Raw genomic sequence first — 23850 nt, forward strand, 5'->3', positions numbered from 1 at the left:
AACCAGTTCCAGCAGCGGTTGGGATGCGCCTCGCGCGGCTGCGCGGGATAGACGACGATCACGCCCAGCTGTTCGGCCAGCGCGTTCATGCCGGTGCCCTTGGCGAAATCTTCGGGCGTCTGGCCGCAGCCGTGCAGCATCACCAGCAGCGGCAGCGGCGTCCCCGCCCCGATCGCCGACGGCAGATAGATGCGGTACTTGCGCGTGCCAAAGGCGCAGGCATGGGTCCCGCTGTCGAACCGGGCGGATCGCGGGGCGACGGGGGACCGGGGCTTGGCGGCAGGCTTGGGCTTGGCGGCCTTTGGCGGCGTCGCGGCGGCGACGGCCGCCTGCGTCATGACCTTTGTGGCCGATTTCATGAACGCGCCCATCAGGCCGGCCATGGCGCTGGCGCCGGACTTGCGCCGACGGGTTCCGATCCGGATTCTGGGGCGCCTGGTCACGGGGTTCGGGGCAGCGTTCGGGTGCACATGGTCATCTGCGTCGCATGCGCCCGTGCGATGGGCAAGCGGCAACGCCGGTCGGGCGGTCATGGCAGCCATGACGCCTTGGCAGGTCAGGGCGCGCTTGCCCATTCGCGCGGCGTTTGACATTTTGCGGGCGAACGCCCCGACACCCGGCGCGGTGCAACGAAAAGGTCCCGCCGATGACGGCCGCCATGCTGACTTTCCTGGACTGGCTGGACCGGCGCACGTCGGGCGTGGGGCTGGTCACGGGGGCGCTGTTCGTCGCCGGGTCGCTGACCCCCAGCCTGATCCCGCGCAGCCCCCAGATCCAGGGCATCCTGGCGGGGTTCTGCTTTGCCGCGGGCTATGGGGTGACGGTGCTGGCGGGTGCGCTGTGGCGTTATCTGCAATTGCCGCGCATGACCGACCGACAGGCACGCCTGTTCGTGCCCGCCCTGGGCGCGGTGGCGCTGGTCATCGTGACGGTGTTCCTGGTCCGGTCGGCCGAATGGCAGAACGACATCCGCGCCGCCATGGCCCTGCCCCCCGCCGAGGGGGTGGCCCCCTTTCTCGTGGCCGGTCTTGGCACCGCGGTCGCGTCGGTCCTGCTGATCCTGGGCAAGCTGCTGGCAGCCCTTGGCCGGTATGTCAGCGCGCGCATCGCGCAGGTCCTGCCGCGCAGGCAGGCGCGGGTGCTGGGCATGGTGCTGACGATCCTGCTGACCTATCAGCTGTTCAGCGGCGTTCTGGTGCGCAACGTCGTGTCCAGCATCGACGGATCGGCGCAGGCGCTGGACGACCTGATCCCCGCCGAACAGGTGGCCCCCGACCAGCCCTGGCAGACCGGCAGCGCCGAATCGCTGGTCGCCTGGCAGGATCTGGGGCGCGAGGGGCGCAATTTCGTGGCCACCACCCCCGACCCGCAGGCCATCGCCAGCGTCACCGGACAGCCCGCACTGCAACCGCTGCGCGTCTATGTCGGGCTGAACGCGGCGGACACGCTGGTCGACCGGGCCGACCTGGCGGTGCGCGAGCTGGAACGCGCGGGCGGGTTCGACCGCAGCACGCTGGTCGTCGCCATGCCGACCGGCACCGGCTGGATGGACCCCGCCGCCATCGAGCCGCTGGAGCATCTGAACCACGGCGACGTAGCGACGGTCGCGTTGCAATATTCCTATCTGCAAAGCTGGATCTCGCTGCTGGTGCAGCCCGAACAGGCGGCCGAGGCCGGGCGCGCCTGTTCGGTGCCGTCCACCGCCGCTGGCAGCAGCTGCCAGAGGAGACGCGCCCGCAGCTGTACCTGTACGGTCTCAGCCTGGGCGCCCACAGCTCGCAGCAGTCGCTGCGCCTGCACGAGATGCTGGACCAGCCCATCGACGGGGCGCTGTGGGTCGGGCCGCCCTTCGTCAGCCAGCTGTGGCAGACCCTGACCGCCGAACGCGATCCCGGATCGCCCGCCTGGCTGCCCCGCCTGACGACCGGAGAGGTCGTGCGTTTCACCGACGGCCGTCAGTCGGTGCATGACGGCGGCCCCTGGGGCGAGGTGCGGATCGTGTTCCTGCAATACGGCAGCGATCCGATCGTGTTCTTCCGGTCCGACAGCGCGATCCGCCCGCCCGACTGGCTGGCCACCCCCCGCGCCCCCGAGGTGTCGCCCGATCTGCGCTGGTATCCGATCATCACCCAGCTGCAGCTGGCCTTCGACATGGCCATCGCGCTGGAGGTGCCGATCGGGCACGGTCATGTCTATGCCCATGTCGACCATATCGACCCCTGGCTGGCCATCACCGATCCGCCCGGCTGGACGCCCGAACGGCTGCAGGTCCTGCGGGACCACTTCGTGACCCGTCAGCAGGCGATGACCACGCAGCCCGGCAGCTCCAGCTGAGCGTGGGTCAGGCGTCGCGTGCGATGATCGCCTGAACCTCGGGCGCGGCGACGAAACGCCAGTTGCGGCGGGGACCGGCCATGACGTTCAGGTAATACAGCTCGAACCCATAGGGCGCGCCGCAGGATGGTGGCCGCGCGGGACCAGCACCACGTCGTGATCGCGCACCGCCATGACCTGATCCAGGCTGCCGTCGTCGGTATAGACGCGCTGCACCGCCCAGCCATCGGCGGGGTTCAGGCGATGGTAATAGGTCTCCTCTAGATAGGTGATGCGGGGAAAATCGTCCTCGTCATGGCGGTGGCTGGGATAGGACGACCAATGGCCCGCGGGGGTGAACACCTCGGTCACCAGCAGGCTGTCGCAGGTGTCCTCGGTCTCCATGGCGATGTTGTTGACGTGGCGGGTGTTGGTGCCGCGGCCGCGCGGGGTCAGGGCGATGCCGTCGGGACCGATGCGCCGCGCCGGGTGGCCGCCATGGCCGGGGGCGGAACAGACCGCGATGGTGCAGTCGGTGACCGCCTGAACCGCCCAGTCCTGACCGTTCGGGACGTAGAGGCAATGCGGCGGGGTCTTGTCAAACACGTCCATCCGGTCGCCCAGCACGCCCCAATCCTGCCCTGCCGCCTGCATCGCGGCCTTGCCCTCGACCATGACCAGCATCACCTCGCGGTCGCCGGTGACGTCGTTCACCCGGTCGCCGGTGCGCAGGCGGTGCAGGGCAAAGCCCACGTAACGCCAGCCCGCGTCGGCGGGGGTGATGCGGTGCACCTCTCCATGCGTGCCGAACGGACGTCGCTGCAGATCGCTCATGCCCGCCCCCCGTCGTCCAGCCCCGCCTGGCGTGCGGCGGCCCTCAGCGCGCGCAGGCCCATCGTCTGATAGTGCAGCGGGTTGCGGATCACCGGGTCCTGTTCCGCCTCGATCACCAGCCAGCCGTCATAACCCGCCTGCGCCAGGATGCGCAGCAGCGGCACGAAGTCCAGCGCCCCGTCCGGGTCGCCCGGCACGGTGAAGGCCCCGGCCATCACGCCCTGCAGGAACGACATCCGCTCTGTCCGGACGCGGTCGGTGATGTCGCGGCGGATGTTCTTGGCGTGGAAATGGGCGACGCGGGGGGCATGGCGGGCCAGCACCTGCGCCGGATCGCCGCCGCCGAACGCGCAATGCCCCGCATCGAACAACAGATGGGTGGCAGGCCCCGTCGCCGCCATGAAGGCGTCGATGTCGTCAGAGCTTTCGACCACGGTGCCCATGTGGTGGTGATAGGCCAGCGTGATGCCCTGCGCCGCCAGATAGGCCGCGAATTCCTCCATCCGTGCGCCGAACGCGGTCATCTGCGCCCCGGTCAGATGGGGGCGGTCGCTCACGGGCACGTCCGGGCTGCCATGCACGGTGTTCGAGCATTCGCAGACGATGCAGACCTTGCAGTCGTTGGCCTTCAGCTTGGCCAGATGCGGCTGCACCGCGGCAATCTCATCCTCGACCGACCGGGTCAGCAGCTCGGTCGAATACCACCCCGAGATGAACCGCAGGCCATAGCCGTCCAGCAGCGCCCTCAGCGCCTGCGGATCGTCGGGCCAGCGGTGGCCGTTCTCGATCCCGTCAAAGCCGATGATCCGCCCCGCCTCCTCCAGGATCTGGCGGGTCGGGATATGCGCGCCGATGGACTGATCGTCGTCATTGGCCCAGGCAATCGGGTTGGTGCCGTAAAGGATCATGATGCTGCCTTCAGTTGATCAGGGACTGGCGCGCGGCCATCGTCAGATAATGCGCATAGGCCTGCGCCAAGGCATCGGTGTCGCCGGTCGCAGGAACGGCCACGTCCCACCAATGGCCCGCATCGCCGAAACCGGGGCCGACGGCGGCGGTCGTCTCGATCACGATCACCGTCGGAATATCGCGGGCGCGGGCGGCCGTGACCTGGGCCTGCAGATCGGCGATGGTGGCGCCTTGACGGCATGCGCGCCCATGCTGCCGGCATGGGCCACGAAATCGATCTGCGGCTGTGCCTCGACGTTGCAATCGGCGTACATGTTGTTGAACGGGACGCCCCCGCAGCCGACCTGCAGCCGGTTGATGCAGCCGTAACCACGGTTGTCGGTCAGGATGACCGTGAAGGGGATGCGCCGCATCACCGCCGTCGCCAGTTCGCTGTTGGCCATCATGTAGCTGCCGTCGCCCACGAAACACAGCACCTGCCGATCGGGGCGGGCCAGGGCCAGGCCCATCGCGCCCGCGATCTCGTATCCCATGCAGGAATAGCCGTATTCCATGTGATATCCGCCCTGCGCCGCCTGCCACAGCAGCTTCAGCGCGCCGGGCATGGTGCCGGCCGCGCACATCGCGATGCCGTCGGGGGCGGCGCGCTGAACGGCGCCGATCACCTGCGCATCGGTGGGCAGGCCGTCGCCGGCCGGGGCCGCGCAATGCGCGTCCACCGCCGCCAGCCAAGCCGCGCGAGGATCGGTGTCGGGGGCAAAGCGCAGATCGCCCAAGGCGTCGGTCAGCGCCTGCAACGCCACGCGCGCGTCGGCCACCAGCGTCACCGCGCCATGCTTGGCCGCGTCATGGGGCTGCACGTTGATGCCGATCAGCGGCGCATCGAACAGCGTGCGCGACCCGGTGGTGAAATCCTGTAAACGGGTGCCTATGGCCAGGATCAGGTCCGCCCCTGCCGCCGCCCGGTTGGCCGCCGCCGATCCGTCGACCCCCGCCGCGCCGAAATTCATCGGATGCGCCTGCGGCAGTGCCGATTTGCCGGCCTGTGTCTCGATCACGGGAATGGCGTGGCGGGTGGCGAAATCGGCCAGTGCCTGTTCGGCACCCGAATGGATCACGCCGCCGCCGCAGACGATGACGGGCGCCTTGGCCGCCTTGATCAGATCGACCGCGCGGGCCAGTTCGTCCGCGTCGGGGGCGGGGCGGCGGATGTGCCAGATGCGCGGGGCAAAGAACGCCTCGGGCCAGTCATACGCCTCGGCCTGCACGTCCTGGCAGAAGGCCAGGCAGACCGGGCCGCATTCGGCCGGGTCGGTCATCACGCGCATCGCGCGGGGCAGTGCAGTCAGCAGATGTTCCGGCCGGGTGATGCGGTCGAAATACCGCACGACCGGGCGAAAGCAGTCGTTCGCGCTGACCGTGCCGTCGCCAAACCCTTCGACCTGCTGCAGGACCGGGTCCGGCCTGCGGCTGGCAAAGACGTCGCCCGCGATGAACAGCACCGGCAGGCGGTTCACATGGGCCAGCGCGGCGGCGGTGACCATGTTGGTCGACCCCGGCCCGATGCTGGCGGTCACCGCCTGCGCCCGCCTGCGACCGTGGCCCTTGGCAAAGGCGATCGCGGCATGCGCCATGGTCTGTTCGTTCTGCCCGCGCCAGGTCGGCAGCGCGTCACCGATGCCGTGCAGCGCCTGCCCCAGCCCCGCCACGTTGCCGTGCCCGAAGATCGCCCAGACTCCGTCGATGAAACGGGCCCCGTCATCGGTCCTCTGCACCGACAGCCAGCGGACCATCGCCTGTGCGGCCGTCAAGCGGATCGTCGCGTTCATGTCCTGCCCCGTCATGGTTTCGTCCCCTCTGCCCGCGCCCGGTCCCAGACCGCGCACAGCGCGCCATAGCGGTCGGCCATCCGGCCCACCGCCGCATCATCGTCGATGCCGTCTGCCAGCCAATCCCGCGCGACCTGGCCAAAGATCGTGCGCCCTACCGCAAAGCCCCGCACCAGCGGGAATGCCGCGGCGATGCGAAAGCTGTCGGCCAGCGCCTGTTCGGGCGCGTCCAGCCCCAGCACCACGATGCCACGGGTATGCGGGTCGTGATCGGTGATCGCGGCAATGGCTGCGGCCCATGCGGCATGGCTGGTCAGCGGCTCCAGCTTCCACCAGTCGGGATAGATGCCTGCGGCATAGAACTGGCGGATCAGGGTGGCGGTGGTCGTGTCGTCCACCGGCCCGACCTTGGAGGGGATGATCTCCAGCAGGAAATCCAGCCCGTTGCGGCGGGCGGCGGTGAACAGGCGCGCGACCGTGGCCTCCTGCTCGGCCCGCAGGCGGGATCGTCGTCGGGGTGGCAAAAGCACAGCACCTTGACAACCTGTTCGCGCGGCCATTCGGACAGCGCCCCGCAATCGGGGCCCAGTTCCGGCTCCAGCGTCAGGGGGCGCGATCCGGGCCATTCGGCGGGACGCCCGATCCACAGGCCGGTCCCGGCGGCGCGGTGCAGCGCCATGCGCCCGATGCGGTCGTCGCACAGGATGCCGTGACCGCCCTGCCCGTCCGCTACGCGCAGCGCGGCGTCCAGGCACAGCTGCTTGAACGCCGCGCCCTTGGCCGGGGTGAAGCCCGGCATCTGTTCCAACTGCATCCGGTGGTCGAAGGCGAACACCCGCATGGTGGACCAGTCCCCGCCCATCCGGCCCTGCCGGTTCGTGGACCAGTGGACCTGTTCCAGCGCCGCGTCGTTGCGCAGATCGGGCCGGACCACGCCGCGGACCAGAAAGAAGTGCAGTTCCTTCAGGCTGGGATAGGCGGGGGTGCAGCCGTGGCGGCTGACCGCAAACGCCCCGCAGGCATTGGCGTATTCCAGCGCGCGCGGCCAGTCCTCGTCGTCCAGCCAGCCTTTGAGCAGCCCGGAAAAGAACCCGTCGCCCGCACCCAGCACGTTGAAGACCTCGATCGGAAAGCCCGTCCCCTGCTGGCCGCTGTCCCATCCGTCGATGCCACCCGTGAACGCCACCGCCCCCGCGGCACCCCGCTTGCACACCAGCACCGCGTCGCTGACCGCCCGCACCGCGCGCAGGGCGTCCAGCGTGTCGGTGGTGCCGCCGGCGATGTGGAACTCTTCCTCGGTGCCGACGATCAGGTCGAACAGGTGCAGCGTCGCCTGCAGTCTGGCGGTGATGGCGGCACTTTCGACGAACCGGCTTTCGCCTGCACCATGCCCCGCCACGCCCCACAGGTTCGGGCGATAGTCGATGTCCAGCGCGGTCCGCGCGCCATGCGCCCGCGCCAGTTCCAGCGCGCGCATCACCGCGGCCTCGGTCCGGGCATGCGACAGGTGGGTGCCCGTGGCCAACACGCAGCGCGCGTCCGCGATCAGCGCCTCGTCGATGTCGTCGGGCGACAGGGCCATGTCGGCGCAGTTCTCGCGGTAGAAGATCAGCGGAAAGCTGTCTTGATCGCGGATGCCCAGGATCACCAGCGCGGTCAGCCGGTCCGGATCGGTCGCCACGCCGCGCACATCGACCCCCTCGCGGACCAGCTGTTCGCGGATGAACCGGCCCATATGCTCGTCGCCCACCCGCGTGATGACCGCCGATCGCAGCCCCAAGCGCGCCGTGCCGCAGGCGATGTTCGTCGGGCTGCCGCCGATATACTTGGCAAAGGACCCCATGTCCTCCAGCCGCCCGCCGACCTGCTGGCCATAGAGGTCGACCGACGAACGGCCGATGGTGATCACGTCGAGGGATTTCATGCGCGTTCCTGTCATCGGGGCGTCACAGCGCGGACCGGATGTGGTCGATGCTGGCCTGCAGCGCGGCCTGCGGGTCGGCGGCGTCATGCACGCAGGTCGCGAATGGTTCAAAGCTGAACGGCCCGTCATAGCCCGCATCCAGCAGCGCGCGGATCTGGCCCAGATTGTCCAGCCGGTCGCCGCCGTCCACCAGCACCCGGTGCGCGTCCAGCATGTCGTCCACCGCCACCCCCGGATCGGTCACGCCCGAGATGTGGACCAGGCCGGTCCAGTCCGCAAAGACCTGCGTCTCGGCCGCCAGATGGTGGTGGAAGGTGTCGTGCATCAGCCGGAACACCTCCGCACCGCCGGCCGCCTCGATCGCGCGCACCGCCGTCGCCTTGAGACGCAGGGACGACACGGGAAAGCCCAAGGGCTCGACCAGGCCGGTCAGGCCGCGGTCCGACAGGATCGGGCGGATGGCGCGCAAGGCCGCCACCAGATCGTCGAACGGGACGTCGGTGCCGTCGTTCAGCGGGCACATGACCAACGCGCGCGCGCCGCAGGCCTGGGCGTAATCGGCCATCGCCACCGCGCGGTCCGGCAGATCGCCGGACCAGACGTTGAACGGGTACAGCGCGTTGATCGACGCGATGGTGATGCCGTGGTGTTCGGCCTCGGCGCGGACGCGGGCGGGGTCGATGCTGCCCATGACGTCTGGCAGGTCGTTCCTGATCTCGACCTCGGTCACGCCAAGGCGGCGGGCCATGGCAAGGAAATCCGCCAGCGGCAGGGTCGGGGCCGCGATGTGGTTGATGGCAAAGCGCATGGCGGCCTCAGTCGTACAGGGCCGGGCGGGCCGGCAGGGTGATGGGGATGATGTGCCCGGCCTGTTCCTGCGCCTGGACGCAGGCGTCCGAGGTGATCGCCGCGACATAGCCGTCCCAGCTGGTCGGCCCCGATGCCGTGCCTTGCGCCGCCGCGCGGATGAAATCGGCCAGTTCGACGTCATAGCTGTCGACAAAGCGGTCCTTCCAGTCGGTCATGATCGGGCTCTGCAGCGTGGCGTCGCGGCGCAGGGTGATGGCCATGGGTTCGGGCAGGTTTGCCAACCCCTCCTCTCCGACGACCTGGCACTGGATGTCGTATCCATAGCGGCAGTTCACGAAGACCTCGACATCGATGCGCACGCCCTTGGCCGTCTCCAGCAGCACGATCTGGGGGTCGGCCAGCGCGGCATGCGCATGGGACGACCGGCGCGGAAAGACCACCTGCGCGGACACATAGTCGTCGTCCAGCAGCCAGCGGAACACGTCGATCTCGTGGATCAGGGTGTCGTGGATCGCCATGGGCGTGCCATAGGATTCGGGCACCGTGGGGTTGCGATGGGCGGCGTGGACCATCAGGGGCGCACCGATCCGGCTGTCCACGACCTGCTTCAGCATGCGATATCCGGCGTCATAGCGGCGCATGAAGCCGACTTGGACCAGACGCCGGCCTGCAGCCACCTCGGCATCGACGATGCGTTTCGCGCCATCCGCCGTGGTCGCCAGCGGCTTTTCGCAGAAACACGGCTTGCCCGCGGCGATGGCGGCCAGGACATAGGCCTCGTGCGTGGCGCCGGTCGAACAGACCAGCACCGCGTCCACGTCGGGGGACGCGATCAGGTCTTCGCCCCGGTCATGGACGATGGCGTTGGGCGCCAGCTCCGCCTGCACGGCGCGGGCGGCGGCGGGATTGTAATCGCTCAGCGCGGTGATGTCCGCCCCGGCCAGCACCTGCGCGATGCGCCTTGTGTGGTCGCGGCCGATCATGCCGGTGCCGATGACGCCGATCCTGAGGGTCATGTCTGTCTTCCTATTGCCAGTATTTCGCGACGTATGTCTTGGTTTCGGCCAGCATGAAGCGGGCGCTGTCCTGGGCCCGGTCCTCCCAGCCAAAGACGCAGTTCGACAGCACCCCGTCGAATTGCATCTCGGCCAGGGTGGCGAAGAAGATGTCCCAATCGATCTCTCCCTGCCCGAAATCCAGGTGCTGGTGCACGCGGACGGTCGATCCGGGCGGGTTCACGACATAGCGCAGCTGGGACGATTTCGTGTGGTCATAGGTGTCGGCCAGCCGCACATGCGCCAGCAGCCCTTGGGTCGCGCGCAGGTTGGCGACCATGTCGGGGCCATAGAAGAAGGTGTGCGGCGCGATGAAGGACGCCTTGACCGCCTTGGAATCGATGGTCCGGATGATGTCCATCGCCGGGGCGATCTGTTCCAGCCAGTCTTCTGGATGCGCCTCCAGCGACAGGGTCAGGCCCTCGCGCTCCAGGATCGGGACCAGGATGTCCATGGCGCGAAAGAACTGGTTTTCGCAGGTTTCGGGGCGGTGCAGGCCGGACCGGTCGTTCAGGCTGCGCTCGGGGCTGCCGCCGCGGCCGAATTCGCTGACGACCATCGGGCAGTCCATCTCGACCGCGATCTCTATGGCGCGCTTCCAGTTCTCGATCGCGGCCTCCCATTCGTCGGAATAGGGGCTGGCCCACCGGTACATCGGCTGCAGCGTCGCCAGGCCCAGACCGTGATCCTTGAGCGCCTTCCTGAAGGACGCGACCCGTTCCGGCCAGACCTTGGGCCGGGTCCACCAGGACAGGAAATCCGGGCGCGGCGACAGCTCGACATGGTCGTATCCCAGGTCGGCCACCGTGCGGCAGGTTTCCTCCAGCGACAGGTGGCGGAACATGTGCGGATCAAGCGTGTGTTTCATGGTCCGGTCACCCCTTCTTCACGCGTTTCTTCTGGCGATAGGTGTCGATGACGACGGCGGCCACGATGATCGCACCCTTGATCATCTCCTGGTAATAGGCGTCCAGCCGCAGGAAGGTGAAACCCGAGATGATGACACCGAAGATCACCATGCCGATGGACGTGCCGATGATCGACCCGCGCCCCCCGGCCAGCGACGTGCCGCCGATGACGGCCATCGCGATGGCGTCCAGTTCGTACATCATGCCCATCCCGGCCTGCGCGGTCTGGCCGCGTGCGGCGACGACGATCCCGGCCAGTGCCGCAAGGGTCGCGGCGACGACGTACAGCTTGACCAGGTGGCGTTCGACATCGATGCCCGACACGCGCGCCGCCTGCGGATTGGCCCCGATCGCATAGGTGAACTTGCCATAGCGGGTGTATTTCATCGCCACGTGAAAGACCGCCGCGACCGCCAGGAAGATATAGACAGGCATCATCCCCGACCCCAGGAACACGAAGCCGTCCGTGGGAAAGCTGACCGGCTGGCCCTTGGTGTACCATTTCGCGAAACCGCGCGCGGTGACCATCATGCCAAGCGTGGCGATGAAGGGCGGGATCTTGGTATAGGCGATCAGCCAGCCGTTCACGAACCCCGCGACCGCCCCGCAGACCAGCCCGATCAGCACCGGCACGATCACCGGCATGTCGGTCAGCGCCGGATAGACGGCGCGGGCGTATTCCGCCGATTGCGCAAAGCTCATCGACACCATCGCCACCGCGCCCACGATGGACCCCGACGACAGGTCGATCCCGCCCGAGATGATGACCTGCGTCACCCCGACCGCGATGATGCCGATCACCGACACCTGCAGGATCATGATCTTGAGCCGGCCGATATTGCCCAGAAACGTCTGGCCCTGAAAGATCCAGCCCAGGATCTCGAAGATCAGCGCGATGCCGATCAGCACCAGCAGGATGTTGATTTCCGAAGGCAGCTTGCGATGCGCCTTGGGTGCGGCGCGTTCGCCGCCGATTGCCTGTGTGGCCATCTGGCCGCTCCTTTCCTATTTCGCCGCCAGTTCCATGACGCGCACCTGGTCGGCCTCGGCCCGGTCCAGGAACCCGCTGACACGGCCTTCGTGCATGACCATGATCCGGTCCGACATGCCCAGAACCTCGGGCAGTTCGGACGAGATCATCAGGATCGCCACACCCTCGGCGGCCAGTTGCGTGATCAGCCGGTGAATCTCCGATTTCGCGCCCACGTCGATGCCGCGTGTCGGCTCGTCCAAAATCAGGATGCGGGGTTTCGTCAGCAGCCAACGCGCGATCAGCAGCTTTTGCTGGTTGCCGCCCGACAGGTTGGCCACGGTTTCCGCCAGGTTCGGCGTCTTGACGCGCAGTTTCGCGCAGAACTCCTCGGCCAGGCGGTTCACCTCGCGCTGGTTGACGAAACCGCGATTGTCGACCTTGCCGCTGGACAGCAGCGCCACCTGGATGTTCTCGATGCAGTCGAGGTTCAGGAAACAGCCCGTCTCCTTGCGGTCCTCGGTCAGGAAGGCCATGCCGTGGCGCATCGCCACCGGCGGCGCGGTGATCGCCACCGCCTCTCCGTCGATCAGGATCTGTCCGCCCGTCGCGGGGCGCACGCCGAACACGGCCTCGGCCACGTTGGACCGGCCCGATCCGACCAGGCCCGCCACGCCCAGGATCTCTCCGCGGCGCAGGGCAAAGCTGACATCCTCGAAGACGCCGGGCAGGGTCAGGTTTTGCACCTCCAGGATCGTGTCGCCGATGGGGCAGTCGATCTTGGGAAACATGTCGGTGATCTCGCGGCCGACCATCATCTTGATGATCTGGTCGCGGGTGACGTCCTTGGCGTCGACGGTCGCGATGAACTTGCCGTCGCGAAACACGGTCAGTTCGTCCGCGATCTCGAACAGCTCGCTCATCTTGTGGGTGATATAGACGATGCCGACACCCTTGGCGCGCAGGTCGCGGATGATGCGGAACAGGTGCTCCACCTCGGTCTCGGTGATGGCGCTGGTCGGCTCGTCCATGATCAGCACGTCGGAATTGAAGGACACGGCGCGCGCGATCTCGACCATCTGCTTTTGCGCGACGGTCAGGTCACCCACCATGTCGGCCGGGTCAAGGCGGATGCCCAGATCAGCAAACAGCGTCGCGGTCTGGCGCGCCATCCGGCCGTGATCGATCAGGCCAAAGCCGAACTTGGGCTCTCGCCCGATCCAGATGTTTTCCGCGACGGTCATCGTGTTCATCAGGTTCAGTTCCTGATGGATCATCGCGATGCCGCTGTTCAGCGCGTCCAGCGGGGTGCGGATGTCCAGCGGTTTGCCCGCAAAGCGGACCTCGCCCCGGTCGGGGGTATAGACGCCGGCGATGATCTTCATCAGCGTCGATTTGCCGGCGCCGTTCTCGCCCATCAGGGCGTGAACGGTGCCGGGACGCAGCCGCAGCTGCACGTCATCCAGGGCGACGACGCCGGGAAATTCCTTGCGGACGTTGTCGACTTCCAGGATGTATTCGCCCGCGTGAACGCGGCGTATGGGGGCGCCTGCCTGATCCAGCATCGTGATCTCCTGCCGGGTAAGGACGGGGCCATGGCGGCCCCGCCGCCTGTCACTGCTGGTATTCGGCCAGGTTCTGGGGCGTCACCAGTTCGAACGGCACATAGACCTTGGAGTCCACCGCCTCTCCCCGCGCCAGGCTCAGCGCGGCATCGACCGCGCCCTGGCCCTGACCGGCGGCGTTCTGGAACACGGTCACGTCCAGATCGCCCGCCTGCATCGCGGCCAGCGCGTCGGCGGTGGCGTCGATGCCGCCGACGATCACCTGGTCCATCGCCATGCCCGACGTCTTCAGCGCCTGGATCGCGCCGATCGCCATCTCGTCGTTGTTGGAGATGACCGCGTCGAACTGGATCCCCGCCGACAGCCAGTTGGTCATCAGGTCGGTGCCCTGGGTGCGCGACCACATGGCGGTCTGCTCCTCGACGATCTCGATGAAGCTGCAGTCGTCGGTGGCGATCACGTCCTTGATGTCCTGGGAGCGGATGCGGGCGGCCTGGTTGGACAGCTCTCCCATCATCACGACGGCCGTGGCGCCGTCGCCCTTGCCCGCCTCCTTCAGCAGGCGGCAGATCTCCTGCGTCTGCAGGGTGCCGGACTCGACCTCGTCGGACGCGACAAAGGCCTGGCCCTCGGGCAGTTCGTCCACGTTGACGGGCTGGCGGTTGACATAGACCAGCGGGATGCCTGCCTCGGCCGCAAGGTTCGACATGGCGATGGTCGCGTCGGTGTCGACCGGGTTCACGATGATCGCATCCACCCCCGATGCGACGAAATTCTGGATCTGGTTCAGCTGGCGGCCCACGTCGTTCTGCGCGTCCTCGACCTGCAGGGTCACGTCGTCCATGCCGGCGGCATAATCCTGCATGCCGTTGCGCAGCACGGTCAGGAAGTTGTCGTCGAACAGCGCCATCGAGACGCCGATGTTCTCCGCCGCGGCGGCGCTGCCAAGTCCGGCCACCAATGCCGTGGTCATCAGGAATGTCTTCACGTCGGTCCTCCTCCTCTGATGGCGCGAACGCGCCGGGCACGTCCTGCAGGCATGGGGCGTCCCGGCACCGGCCATCGACCGGTGCGGCATGCGCGTGCTGCCTTGTCCTGCATGGGCCGACGGGTCTCCTCCTCCGCCAGCCAGGGGAACGATGCCTCCGTTTCCGGCCATCGGTCAACGGTCTGCCGCAGCGCTTCGCATCATCCATGATGCAAACCGCCACGCAGAATGATGGGATTACCTCATGGTTTCGCTTTCCGGGGTCCAGACCTCGGACGGAAAGAAGCGCTGGCCGGGCATGCGCGCCATGCCGCTGTCGCGCGTCGCGATCACCGTGGCGATCAGCTGTGTCGCCAGATCCCGGATCGGGGTGCCCAGAACGACGCTGACCACCCGGTCCTGCAGCCCGGCCTGAGAATCGGGCGTCAGCTCGTTCACGACCAGCACGACCCGGGACCCCGCCGCCATTTCGCGGACCGCCTGGATCGCCCCCTCCATCCCGCCGCCTGCGACGTAAAGGCCGACCAGATCGGCGTGACGGGCCAGCAGGTTGATCGTCGCCTCATAGGTCAGCTGCCGGGTCTCGAGGTTGATCTGCGTGTCCAGCAGCTGAAACTCCGGCGCGTCGTCGCGAACAAAGCTGCGGAACCCCGTCTCGCGCAGCTCGTGCCCGTGAAAGCGCGATCCGCCGATGAACAGGGCGATCTTGCCGGGGCGCGTGGCCAGCTTGGTCACGAACCAGCCCGCAACCCTGCCGACCTTGAGGTTGTTGCTGCCGAAATAGCTTTCCCGCACACCCTGCGCGAAATCGGACAGCAGCGAAAAGACCGGCGTTCCGGTGGCCTGCAGGTCCTGGACCGCTTGGTGACCAGATGGTGGTCCTGCCCGGTCGCGGCCACCGCATCGACCCGCCCGCGCAGCGATGCCAGCACATCGGCCAGTTCCGCCGCCTGCGTCGTCTCGACAAAGCGGGGGATGATCTGAACGCGCGCCTGCGTGGTGGCGCGGGCCTGCGCCTCGAAGATCGCCTGCACGTCCTGATAGAACCGATGGCGCGGCTTTTGCAGCACCAGCCCAAGACGCAGTTCGGGCCGGTCGGCCAGCATCCGCTGCCGGATGACGTTGGCGCCGTGATAGCCGATCTGTTCCGCCGCCTGATGCACGCGGCGCACGGTCTCGTCGCGCACGTTCGGGCGGCCGTTCAGGACGCGGTCAACGGTGGCGGTGCTCAGCCCTGCGGCCTGTGCCAGATCTGCAATCGTGGGTCGTGCCATCACGCCTCGCATCAATCGGATGATGGCATTCTATCATCCGCCCAACCGCGGATGGCAAGCGCGTCAGGCGCGGCTGTCCGCGATCGCACGCCAGCGCGGATTGTCGTCGCCGACATGGCGGCGCGCGCCCCAGAACCCCGCCGGACCGGGGCCGGCCACCTCGACGAAGGCGTTGAAGAACGCCCCGCCCGCGGCGCCAAAGCTGTCGATGGCGCGGCGGTACAGCCCGCCCATCTGGTCCGAATAATGAAACCGCTCGATGAAATCGAACAGTTCGGGGTCGGCATCGATGGCGGCGCGGTCGGGGACGATGTGGCTGCCGCCCTCGTACATGATCAGCGACAGGCCCGCATCCTGCGCGATGGCCTGCTGGGCGGCCCAGACCTCCTCCAGCGTGGCGATGGTGGTGCCGCCCTCCTCGCCCGCGATGTGGCGCCCGTCGGCGACCTGTTCGGCCATCAGGTCGAACGCCTGCGCGTCGCCCATGTCGCGCCAGGACCGGATCTGCGACAGGTTCGCCGGGCGCCCGATGCCGCCATCGAAATAGCCTGTCACCGCATAGGCGTCGAAATGGGTCTTGGGCGCACGGCGACCTTCGCCATCCGCGACCCACAAAGGCGCCTCCAGCATCGCATGGTTCAGGTCGATCCAGGCGGTATGCGCGGTGATGACCTTGCGCAGACGGTCGGGCGCATCGGCATAGACCGCGTCCAGCAGCCCGGCCATTTCTGCGGACCTTCCGCCATAGACCTGCATCCAGCCGTCACCTTGGCCGGGCCATTGCGCCTCGGCCTGCTGCAGGGCCCATTGGGTCTGGCCGAACTGGAAATTCCAGACCTCGTTCGAAAATTCATACCAAGCGGTCAGGCCCGGATCCAGACTGTCGCGGACCAGCGTGGCAAAGCGGGTAATGTGGTCGTCGGTGGCCAGATGCGGAAAGCAGAACCAGGGATCGATGCCCAGCTGGTTGGCCAGCGTCACCATCACCTCGACCGGAACGCCCAGGGTCCAGGTGGCCGAGGTCAGGCGCGGGCGATCGTCCCATTCCGACAGCGTGCTGTCGTTCGTGGCCATCCAGTCCATGAACCGGATCACCCGGAACCCGCAGATCAGCGCCAGCCAGTCGGGCCGAAAGATCTGGCCCGCATCATATTCCGCCTGCAACGCCTGATGGATGCAGCGAAAATTGCGCGCGGGGTCGGTGGCGTCCTGATCGACGATGTCCACCGCCACGATCCCCGTGTCCGACGCGACATAGTCGAATTCGGCCCATCCCGGACCGGTGGTGACGTTCGTGCCGGTGCCGTTGATGCGCACGTCGGCGGTCCCGTCCCAGGTCATGCGGTAATGGCCGTTCAGGCTGGTGTCATCGGCAGACAGGTCGCACAGGATGATCGTACCCACTGCGGTCGACCCGTCGGGGATGCTGATCGGCCAGCCATCCGCGTCCAGATGCCCGCCCTCGCGCAGTTCGGCGTTGGTGTGGGACACGAATTCGGCCTCTGACCGGCCCATCCATTCGCGGCTTTGGCGCATCACGTCGATGAACGGCTGCGAGGCGCCCCAATCGGAGATCCCCGACAGCCCCACCGCGATGCCGCCCGGTTCGGTGCGCATCGCGGCCCGCGCCAGGGTCGGCAGCCCGATCGCCACCTGCAGCCCAAAGGCGGCGCCAAGCATCAGCACGGAACGACGTTTCACCAAGGGACCCTTTCGCATGGTCCCGACAGGTGGGACGGTGAATTTCTAACAGCGCCGCCCCCGACCGGGCAAGGTCTTTCCCCCGGCAGGATTGCGCCGATTCCCCCGCGTGGGGTTTACGACCGGTGTCCGGCAGGGTCATCTTGCAAAAGATGAACAGCATCCGGTATTCCCTTGAAACAGCTATGCCTTCTCCTGACCCTGTGCCCCGCTCTGGCGCATGCCGCCCCAGTTCTGGACCGGCCGCAGACGTTCGAACCGCTGAGCCGCACCGCCGAAGCGATCACCGGGCCGATCACGATCACGCAAGATGCGGTGGTGTTCGGCGAGAACGTTCAGGTCGACCTGCAACCGTTGGGTGAACGCGACGGGGTCTGGGCTGATGGCAGCAGCACGACCGCGGCACAACTGTTCCGCGTCGCGTCGGATCCCGGAACGCTGCTGAACGGAAACACGATCTGCGGGGCGGACCAGCCGCTGCGCCATCTGGCCGTGCGGCAGGATGAATCCTATGGCGGGTGGGTGCTGACGCTGCTGGCGTTCGGTGGCAACGCGGAACCCCAGGGCATCGCATCACCCGACCTGTGCGGGACCTATGCCTATCTGATGGACGGCCCGGTCGGCGCGACGGAGTAGCGGCGGGGGCGCCACCGCATCTGCGCCGCAGTTTTCCGCCGCCGGGACACCGACCGATCCCGACGAACCGTCTTGACGGAATGACCCGCAATCGACATGCGGGACAGGTGTGTCATCGAATCGAGAAAACGGTGCCGAATCAATCATTACCCGCCGGGTTGACGGTCTATTTGATCAATCTTGACCGGGCCGTCGACCGGCTGCGGCGGATGACCGCGAAATGCGATGCCGTCGGCCTTCCCTTTGAACGGGTGACGGCGGTGGACGGATCGACGCTGAGCTTTCCGCATCCGGCCTTCGATGCCTGGGGCTATCGCCATCTGCACGGCCGCCGGGTGATCCCGGCCGAAGTCGGCTGCTATCTCAGCCATGTCGCCTGCGCGCAGCGGTTGCTGGACGGCCCGGACACGCATGCGCTGATCCTTGAGGACGATGTGGCCTTTCCGCCCGATTTCACGGCGATCCTGCGCCATGCGATGGCCGAGGACGACAGCTGGGACATCCTGCGGCTGAGCACGATGAACACCGGGCGCAAGTTCGCCTTTCGCGACCTGCCCGGCGGGCGGCGCCTGGCCAAGGCGTTCACGCGGGAAAAGGGCGCCGGCGCCTATGTCATCAACCGCGCCGCGGCACGGTGGATCACGGGGCGGCTGATGCCGATGCGGCTGTCCTATGACATTGCCTTCGATCTGGAATACCTGGCCGGGCTGCGCGCGGTCTTTGTCGATCCGCCGCCGGTCAATCAGCGCGACGAACCCGCCTCGCAGATCCAGATGAACCTGCGCGCGTCGAAATATCCCGCGACGCGCTATCTGACGGTCCTGCCCTATCGCGCCTGGCTGGAGGTCAGCCGGCTGATTGCGCGCAGCGGCCAGTACGTCTATGCGCGGGCGCATTACCTGCCCTACAAGACCGTGCTGAAGGTCGCGTCCTTTTTCCTGGCCATCACCCTGGGCATCGACGAGATCTTTGATCACATGTGATGCGGGCCGCCCCACGCGGGGGCGGCCAAGGGGTCAGACGACCGTCACGCGGATCGATCCGACGCCCTCGATCCGCGCGTCCATCACGTCGCCGCGGCTGACCGCGCCCACGCCGGACGGGGTGCCGGTCATGATCACGTCGCCGGGCTGCAGGTCGAAATAGCGCGACAGTTCAGCGATCATTTCGGGGATCTTCCAGATCATCTGGTTCAGATCGCCGGTCTGGCGGCGCTCTCCGTTCACGTCCAGCGTCACGGCACCCGCGTCGGGGTGGCCGATCCGCGATGCAGGCACCAGCGGGCCGCAGGGGCCGGATTTCTCGAAGCTCTTGCCGACCTCCCACGGGCGGCCCATCTTCTTGGCCTCTCCCTGCAGGTCACGGCGGGTCATGTCCAGACCGACGCCATAGCCCCAGACATGATCCAGCGCCCGGTCCACCGCGATGTCGGTCCCGCCCTTGGCCAAGGCCACGACCAGTTCCACCTCGTGATGCACGTCAGAGGTCAGCGTCGGATAGGGAAACGTCCCGTCCGACGTCAGGTTGGCCGGGCTTTTGAAGAAGAAGAACGGCGGTTCGCGGTCGGGGTCATGGCCCATCTCGATGGCGTGGGCGGCATAGTTGCGGCCGATGCAGAACACGCGGTTGACCGGGAACACCTGGTCGCTGCCGTCGATGGGCAGGGTTGCGGGCGCCGCGGGGGCGATCACGTAATCGGTGGGCTTGGACAGATCGTTGGGCATCAGTTTCTGACTCCTGCGTAGTATTGAACACGTTTTTCCAAGCGCGAGACCCCTTCGGCAAGGGTCAGCGCGCAGGTGAAGAGGATGACGACCAGCGCCCAGAAATGGGCCATCAGGAAGTTCTGCTGGTACAGCGAAAACAGCGCACCCACGCCGATGATCGACACCAGCAGCTGGCCGATGACCACGCCCTTGACGCCGCGCACCATGCCAAGGCGGACCCCGGCCAGGATTTCCGGCAGGGCCGACAGCACCATCATGCGGGTGCGTTCGTACCGGGTCGCCTGAAAGCTGTCGGCCATCTCCATCAGCGACGGGGTGATGTGCTGGACGCCGGCGCGGGTGTCCAGGACGATGATCCAGACCGCGAACATGAACACGGTCACGATGACCGTGGGCGTGCCCAGGCCGAACAGGATCATGAACACCGGCACCAGCGCCGACAGCGGCGCGGACAGGAAGGTGTTGACCCACATGTTCAGCATCCGGTCGGCGGCGGGGACCAGCCCCATCAGAAAGCCCAGGGGAATGCCCACCACCAGCGCCAACGCGATGCCCGCGAAATAGGACAGCAGCGTGATGCGCATCGCCTCTCCGAAGCTGCGCGAGGTCACGACCTCGGTCATCGCGGCCAGCACCTCGGAAAAGGGCGGGAACAGCAGGACCAGGTCGAACCGGCCGATGATCTCCCACAGGATCACCCAGATCAGCAGCGATGCCATCTTGGGGACGTGGTATCCGTAAATGGTCATCGCCCTACTCCACGTATTGCTTGATGCTGGTCCAGATGCGTTCGACCGTGTCCAGATAGGCCTCGTCGCGGCGCAGCTCGTCAGGGGTGATGCCGGCACGGATCTGCGGGTCGATGATCTCGGATATGCGGCCCGGGCGCGGCGACAGCATCACGATGCGGTCCGAGACATAGACCGCCTCCTCGATCGAATGGGTGACGAACAGGAAGGTCTTGTTCTCGACCTCGCGCAGACGCATCAGGTCCTCCTGAAACTTGCGCCGGGTCTGTTCATCCACGGCCGAGAAAGGCTCGTCCATCAGCAGGATGTCCGCATCGACCGCCAGGGCGCGGGCCAGGCCCACCCGCTGGCGCATGCCGCCCGACAGCTCGTGCGGGTACTTGCCCTCGAAGCCCGACAGGCCGACCTCGGCGATGTAATGGCGCGCGCGCTGTTCGCGGTCGCGCTTGCCCACGCCCTGCATCTTCAACCCGAACGCCGCGTTCTCCAGCACGCTGGCCCAGGGCATCAGGGCGAAATCCTGGAACACGAAGGCGCGTTCGCGCCCTGGCCCGGTGACCGGCTTGCCGTTGACCAGGATCTGCCCCGAGGTCGGCTCCAGCAGGCCTGCCACGATCTTCAGCAGCGTGGTCTTGCCGCAACCCGACGGGCCCAGCAGGCTGGTCAGGTGGCCGCGTTCGAACGACAGGTCGATGTTCTGCAGCGCGGTGACGGAACTGCCGTATTTCTTGGAAATCCCCCGGATCTCGACGATGGGATCGCGCACGGCGCCTTGGGTGACGCGCGTGGCGTCCTTTGGCATGGCGTATTGCTGCATCATGACCCCCTCCTTTCGGGACGGAACAGTTTGGCCTCGACCCACTGAAGCGAGCTGACGGCAAGGATGGCGAACAGCACGATCGACACGATCGTGGCGTACATGTGGGCAAAGTTGGCGACCGACCGGTGGAACGTGATCAGATCGCCGATGCCCGTGGGGGTGATCAGCAGCTCGGCCAGGACGGCGCCCGAAAACCCCTCGGCCACGCCAAGGCGCAGGCCCGCGAACATCATCGGACTGGCGGCGGGCAGGATGATCTGGGTGACCTGCTGGGTCCGGCTGCCGGTGAACGACGCGCACATCGCCACCATCGACGGCGGCACGTTGCGCACCGCCTTGTAGCTGTTCATGGCGATGACCGGCATCGACAGCATCACCACCGCCAGCACCTTGGACGTCAACCCGATGCCATAGACGAAGGTGACCAGCGGGATCAGCGCCGCCATGGGCGCCGCCTGCATGACGATGAACAGGGGCAGCGTGATCCATTCGACGGTCTGGCGCAGCCCCATGGCGACGCCCGCGCTGATCCCCACGGTCAGGGAAATGGTCAGCCCGATCACCAGAGGCTCCATCGTGCGCAGATAGGCGGCCCCCATCGATCCGTCGGCGATCATCGACCACAGCGCGGCCATGGTGGCGGTGAAGGTGGGAAAGGCGAAGTTGAAGCCCGACCTGGCGGCGATTTCCCAGATCAGGGCAAAGATGGCGACCGACAGGATCTTCCAGTGCAGGCCGGACTGCCACAGGCGCAGGCCCAAGCCGGGCTGCAGCGATGTCCGCGTCGCGGTGATGTTGGCTGATGTCATGGGTACATGGCCCCCAGGGCGGGATGCGACCCCTGCCCGCCGGATCGCGGATCAGGGGGGTGGCGGCGCCCCCGCGGGGAGGCCGCCCATGGTCGGGCAATCAGTCCCGCGCCGCGGTCAGCAGGTCGAAATCCCAGTACTGCCCGGTGTCCAGATCGGCCTCCGGCGCCTGGACCTGCCCCGCGGCGGCCAGGAAGGTAAGGTCGTCGATGACGTCATCCGGGGCGCCGCCGGCCGTGGGCAGCATGCCGTCGGTCACAGCACCCTCGAAATAGGGGGTGATCTCGGCCACCGCCTGTTCGGGCAGGTCGGGCAGCAGATCGTACTGGGTGCGCAGCTCGGCCACGACGGTGGGCGTCTGGTTGATCTCGGCCCAGGTGCGCAGCAGCTCCTCGACAAAGATGGCCATGTCGGCCTCACGCTCGTTCAGGAAATCCTCGTTGCCGTACAGCGCCTCGTCGGTGGCGTTGACGCCGTCCAGCGGCAGCCGCTCGAACTTGCCGCCGCCCTGTTCGGTCAGCAGGCGAAAGCCCGAACTGTCGACGATCGTCGCCTTGACCGCGCCCTGCAGCATCGCGCCGGCGCGCACCTCGGACCCGGGGACATAGCTGATGGCGGAATATTCGATGCCGTGCTGTGTCTCCATCAGGCGCATCAGCGCCTCGGTGCCCGATCCGCGGGAGTGGACGGTGACCTCCTGCCCGTCCAGATCCTCCCACGTGGTGTAGAATTCGGTGTTCACCACCGGAAAGAACTGCAGCGTGCTCATCCGATAGAACATGCGGATCGGCGCCTTGGAGTTCTGGATGAACGCATAGGGCGCGCCCACCCCGATATCGGCCTGCCCGCCGACGACCGCCTGCGTCGCCACGTCCTCGGAGTTGAAGAAGGTGATGTCCATGGGCACGCCGCGTTCCTTGGTGCGCTCCATCGCGATCAGCAGGCCCAGGGTTTCGACGGACGCGATGTCGCCCATCGCGACCCGCATCGGCGTCTGCGCCGCAGCCCCCGTGGCCAGTGCGACCGCCATCGCGCCGCCCGCAACCCATGCCGCAAGCGGCCCTGTCAGTATCCTCGTTCCCCTCATCTCGGCGCTCCTCCCAAAGCGGCAATGTCGGCGCGAATCCCGGCTGCGCCTCGATTGGTTTGACCATGACACCCGATTGGTTAATTGGTCAACAGTGCAGTTCAGATGTTTCCACCCGTAAAACCTAAGGATGATGGGCGATTGACCCCAGACCAATCCGCGTTTATCCTGACTCAATTGAAGAATTGGTTACGATGGTGATCTTGAGCGGCAGCCCCGACCCCCTGGCCGGATTTCCGGCCCATGACGACGACAGCGGCTCGCCGCAGGCGACGCTGGTGCAATTGCGCGCCTGGCTGATGCGCCACGATTTCGCCCCCGGCACCCGCCTGCCCCCCGAACGCGACCTGTCCGAGACGTTGGGCGTTTCGCGCGGCGAACTGCGCAAGGCGCTGGCCACGCTGGAGGCCGAGGGCCAGGTCTGGCGGCATGTCGGCAAGGGCACCTTCATCGGATCGCGCCGCGTCGAGGTGATGAGCCTGTCCGAGATCGACCGCGTGACCAATCCCGCCGAAGTCATGCGCGCCCGCCTGCTGATCGAGCCGATGCTGGCGCGCGAGGCCGCGCTGAACGCCACCCAGGATCATATCGAGGCGATGGCCGCCTGCATCCTGCGCACCCGCAGCGCCCAGACCTGGCGCCAGTACGAGACCGCCGACAACGAATTCCACCGCCTGATCGCGCAGGCGACCGGCAACCGGCTGCTGCTGGCCCTGTTCGATGCGCTAAACGCGGTGCGGCGGCAGTCGTGTGGGGCGCGCTGCGGTCGGGGCGGCAGCGGCCGCCGGACGACCATCATTCCTTTGCCGAACACGACCGGATCGCCGCCGCGATCGCCCGGCGCGACCTGTCCGGCGCGGCCGAGGCGATGCATCACCACCTGCGCGCGGTCCAGAAAAAGCTGATCGACCCGCAGGGGCCTGCGATCCACCCCGAATAACG

Annotated in this window: 19 protein-coding genes and 5 pseudogenes; 5 read left to right on the forward strand and 19 right to left on the reverse strand. The window is 67.2% G+C overall.

The genetic code is table 11. The annotated features are described in order from the left end of the window. Window positions 1–359: PHB depolymerase family esterase (locus TY51_RS21575; protein ID WP_231558851.1), on the reverse strand; the 359-nt coding region annotated here is incomplete at its 3' end. 299 nt (window positions 360–658) lie between these two features. On the opposite strand from TY51_RS21575, the pseudogene TY51_RS01700 reads away from it, so the two are divergent. Further along, window positions 659–2334 (forward strand): annotated as a pseudogene (locus TY51_RS01700) (alpha/beta hydrolase). Between the two features lie 88 nt (window positions 2335–2422). Here TY51_RS01700 and iolB read toward each other — a convergent pair. The 13 genes and pseudogenes from iolB to TY51_RS01760 all read right to left on the reverse strand — a co-directional run. Further along, window positions 2423–3147: pseudogene (iolB, locus tag TY51_RS01705) on the reverse strand (5-deoxy-glucuronate isomerase); the annotation flags it as partial. Continuing rightward, a complete protein-coding gene (gene iolE, locus TY51_RS01710; RefSeq protein WP_042245061.1) occupies window positions 3144–4055 on the reverse strand; it encodes a myo-inosose-2 dehydratase in 912 nt (303 codons plus the stop codon). The pseudogene iolB and the gene iolE, both read right to left, overlap by 4 nt. A gap of 10 nt (window positions 4056–4065) precedes the next feature. After that, window positions 4066–5885: pseudogene (gene iolD, locus TY51_RS01715) on the reverse strand (3D-(3,5/4)-trihydroxycyclohexane-1,2-dione acylhydrolase (decyclizing)). Between the two features lie 11 nt (window positions 5886–5896). Continuing rightward, window positions 5897–7809, reverse strand: a pseudogene (gene iolC / locus TY51_RS01720) (5-dehydro-2-deoxygluconokinase). A 22-nt stretch (window positions 7810–7831) separates the two neighbouring features. Next, window positions 7832–8617: a TIM barrel protein gene (locus TY51_RS01725; protein WP_042245064.1), complete on the reverse strand. Its 786-nt coding sequence runs from the start codon at window positions 8615–8617 to the stop codon at window positions 7832–7834. A 7-nt stretch (window positions 8618–8624) separates the two neighbouring features. Continuing rightward, window positions 8625–9635 (reverse strand): Gfo/Idh/MocA family protein, encoded by a 1011-nt coding sequence (locus TY51_RS01730; protein WP_042245067.1) that lies wholly within the window; start codon window positions 9633–9635, stop codon window positions 8625–8627. 10 nt (window positions 9636–9645) lie between these two features. Continuing rightward, entirely contained in the window at window positions 9646–10542 is an 897-nt protein-coding gene (locus TY51_RS01735) for a sugar phosphate isomerase/epimerase family protein (RefSeq protein ID WP_042245070.1), read from the reverse strand. 7 nt (window positions 10543–10549) lie between these two features. Further along, window positions 10550–11572, reverse strand: coding sequence for an ABC transporter permease (locus TY51_RS01740; RefSeq protein WP_042245072.1), 1023 nt, complete (start codon window positions 11570–11572; stop codon window positions 10550–10552). 15 nt (window positions 11573–11587) lie between these two features. Beyond that, on the reverse strand, window positions 11588–13117 hold the full coding sequence (locus tag TY51_RS01745) for a sugar ABC transporter ATP-binding protein (protein WP_042245075.1): 1530 nt from the start codon (window positions 13115–13117) through the stop codon (window positions 11588–11590). 49 nt (window positions 13118–13166) lie between these two features. Next, window positions 13167–14105 (reverse strand): sugar ABC transporter substrate-binding protein, encoded by a 939-nt coding sequence (locus TY51_RS01750; RefSeq protein ID WP_042245078.1) that lies wholly within the window; start codon window positions 14103–14105, stop codon window positions 13167–13169. Window positions 14106–14342: 237 nt separating this feature from the next. Beyond that, window positions 14343–14954: a substrate-binding domain-containing protein gene (locus TY51_RS23010; protein ID WP_307533918.1), complete on the reverse strand. Its 612-nt coding sequence runs from the start codon at window positions 14952–14954 to the stop codon at window positions 14343–14345. After that, the gene (locus TY51_RS23015; protein WP_231558852.1) at window positions 14837–15379 is read right to left on the reverse strand and encodes a LacI family DNA-binding transcriptional regulator; all 543 of its coding nucleotides are present in this window, start codon (window positions 15377–15379) and stop codon (window positions 14837–14839) included. Before TY51_RS23015 ends, TY51_RS23010 begins: the two co-directional genes overlap by 118 nt. Window positions 15380–15442: 63 nt before the next feature. After that, window positions 15443–17080, reverse strand: coding sequence for a hypothetical protein (locus tag TY51_RS01760; protein ID WP_156117827.1), 1638 nt, complete (start codon window positions 17078–17080; stop codon window positions 15443–15445). Between the two features lie 174 nt (window positions 17081–17254). On the opposite strand from TY51_RS01760, the gene TY51_RS01765 reads away from it, so the two are divergent. Together TY51_RS01765 and TY51_RS01770 are read left to right on the forward strand one after the other, a co-directional pair. Next, window positions 17255–17716: a hypothetical protein gene (locus tag TY51_RS01765; protein ID WP_042245081.1), complete on the forward strand. Its 462-nt coding sequence runs from the start codon at window positions 17255–17257 to the stop codon at window positions 17714–17716. A gap of 170 nt (window positions 17717–17886) precedes the next feature. Next, window positions 17887–18699, forward strand: coding sequence for a glycosyltransferase family 25 protein (locus TY51_RS01770; protein WP_197054601.1), 813 nt, complete (start codon window positions 17887–17889; stop codon window positions 18697–18699). 33 nt (window positions 18700–18732) lie between these two features. On the opposite strand, the gene TY51_RS01775 is transcribed toward TY51_RS01770, so the two are convergent. The 5 genes from TY51_RS01775 to TY51_RS01795 form a co-directional block, all read right to left on the reverse strand. Then, a complete protein-coding gene (locus TY51_RS01775) occupies window positions 18733–19440 on the reverse strand; it encodes a fumarylacetoacetate hydrolase family protein (protein WP_042245084.1) in 708 nt (235 codons plus the stop codon). Then, window positions 19440–20192: an ABC transporter permease gene (locus TY51_RS01780; RefSeq protein WP_042245086.1), complete on the reverse strand. Its 753-nt coding sequence runs from the start codon at window positions 20190–20192 to the stop codon at window positions 19440–19442. Before TY51_RS01780 ends, TY51_RS01775 begins: the two co-directional genes overlap by 1 nt. Window positions 20193–20196: 4 nt before the next feature. Then, entirely contained in the window at window positions 20197–21012 is an 816-nt protein-coding gene (locus TY51_RS01785; RefSeq protein ID WP_081994654.1) for an ABC transporter ATP-binding protein, read from the reverse strand. Continuing rightward, the gene (locus TY51_RS01790; protein WP_042245089.1) at window positions 21009–21821 is read right to left on the reverse strand and encodes an ABC transporter permease; all 813 of its coding nucleotides are present in this window, start codon (window positions 21819–21821) and stop codon (window positions 21009–21011) included. Before TY51_RS01790 ends, TY51_RS01785 begins: the two co-directional genes overlap by 4 nt. 100 nt (window positions 21822–21921) lie before the next feature. Continuing rightward, window positions 21922–22851 carry an ABC transporter substrate-binding protein gene (locus TY51_RS01795; protein ID WP_231558853.1) on the reverse strand — a complete coding sequence of 310 codons (930 nt, stop codon included), beginning with the start codon at window positions 22849–22851 and terminating at the stop codon, window positions 21922–21924. A gap of 356 nt (window positions 22852–23207) precedes the next feature. On the opposite strand from TY51_RS01795, the pseudogene TY51_RS24455 reads away from it, so the two are divergent. Both TY51_RS24455 and TY51_RS24460 read left to right on the forward strand, forming a co-directional pair. Beyond that, a pseudogene (locus TY51_RS24455) lies at window positions 23208–23594 on the forward strand (FadR/GntR family transcriptional regulator); the annotation flags it as partial. 62 nt (window positions 23595–23656) lie between these two features. Continuing rightward, entirely contained in the window at window positions 23657–23848 is a 192-nt protein-coding gene (locus TY51_RS24460; protein WP_373960223.1) for an FCD domain-containing protein, read from the forward strand. Window positions 23849–23850 lie beyond the last annotated feature (2 nt).

Source organism: Paracoccus sp. PAMC 22219 (genome assembly GCF_000787695.1).
GTDB lineage: Bacteria > Pseudomonadota > Alphaproteobacteria > Rhodobacterales > Rhodobacteraceae > Paracoccus.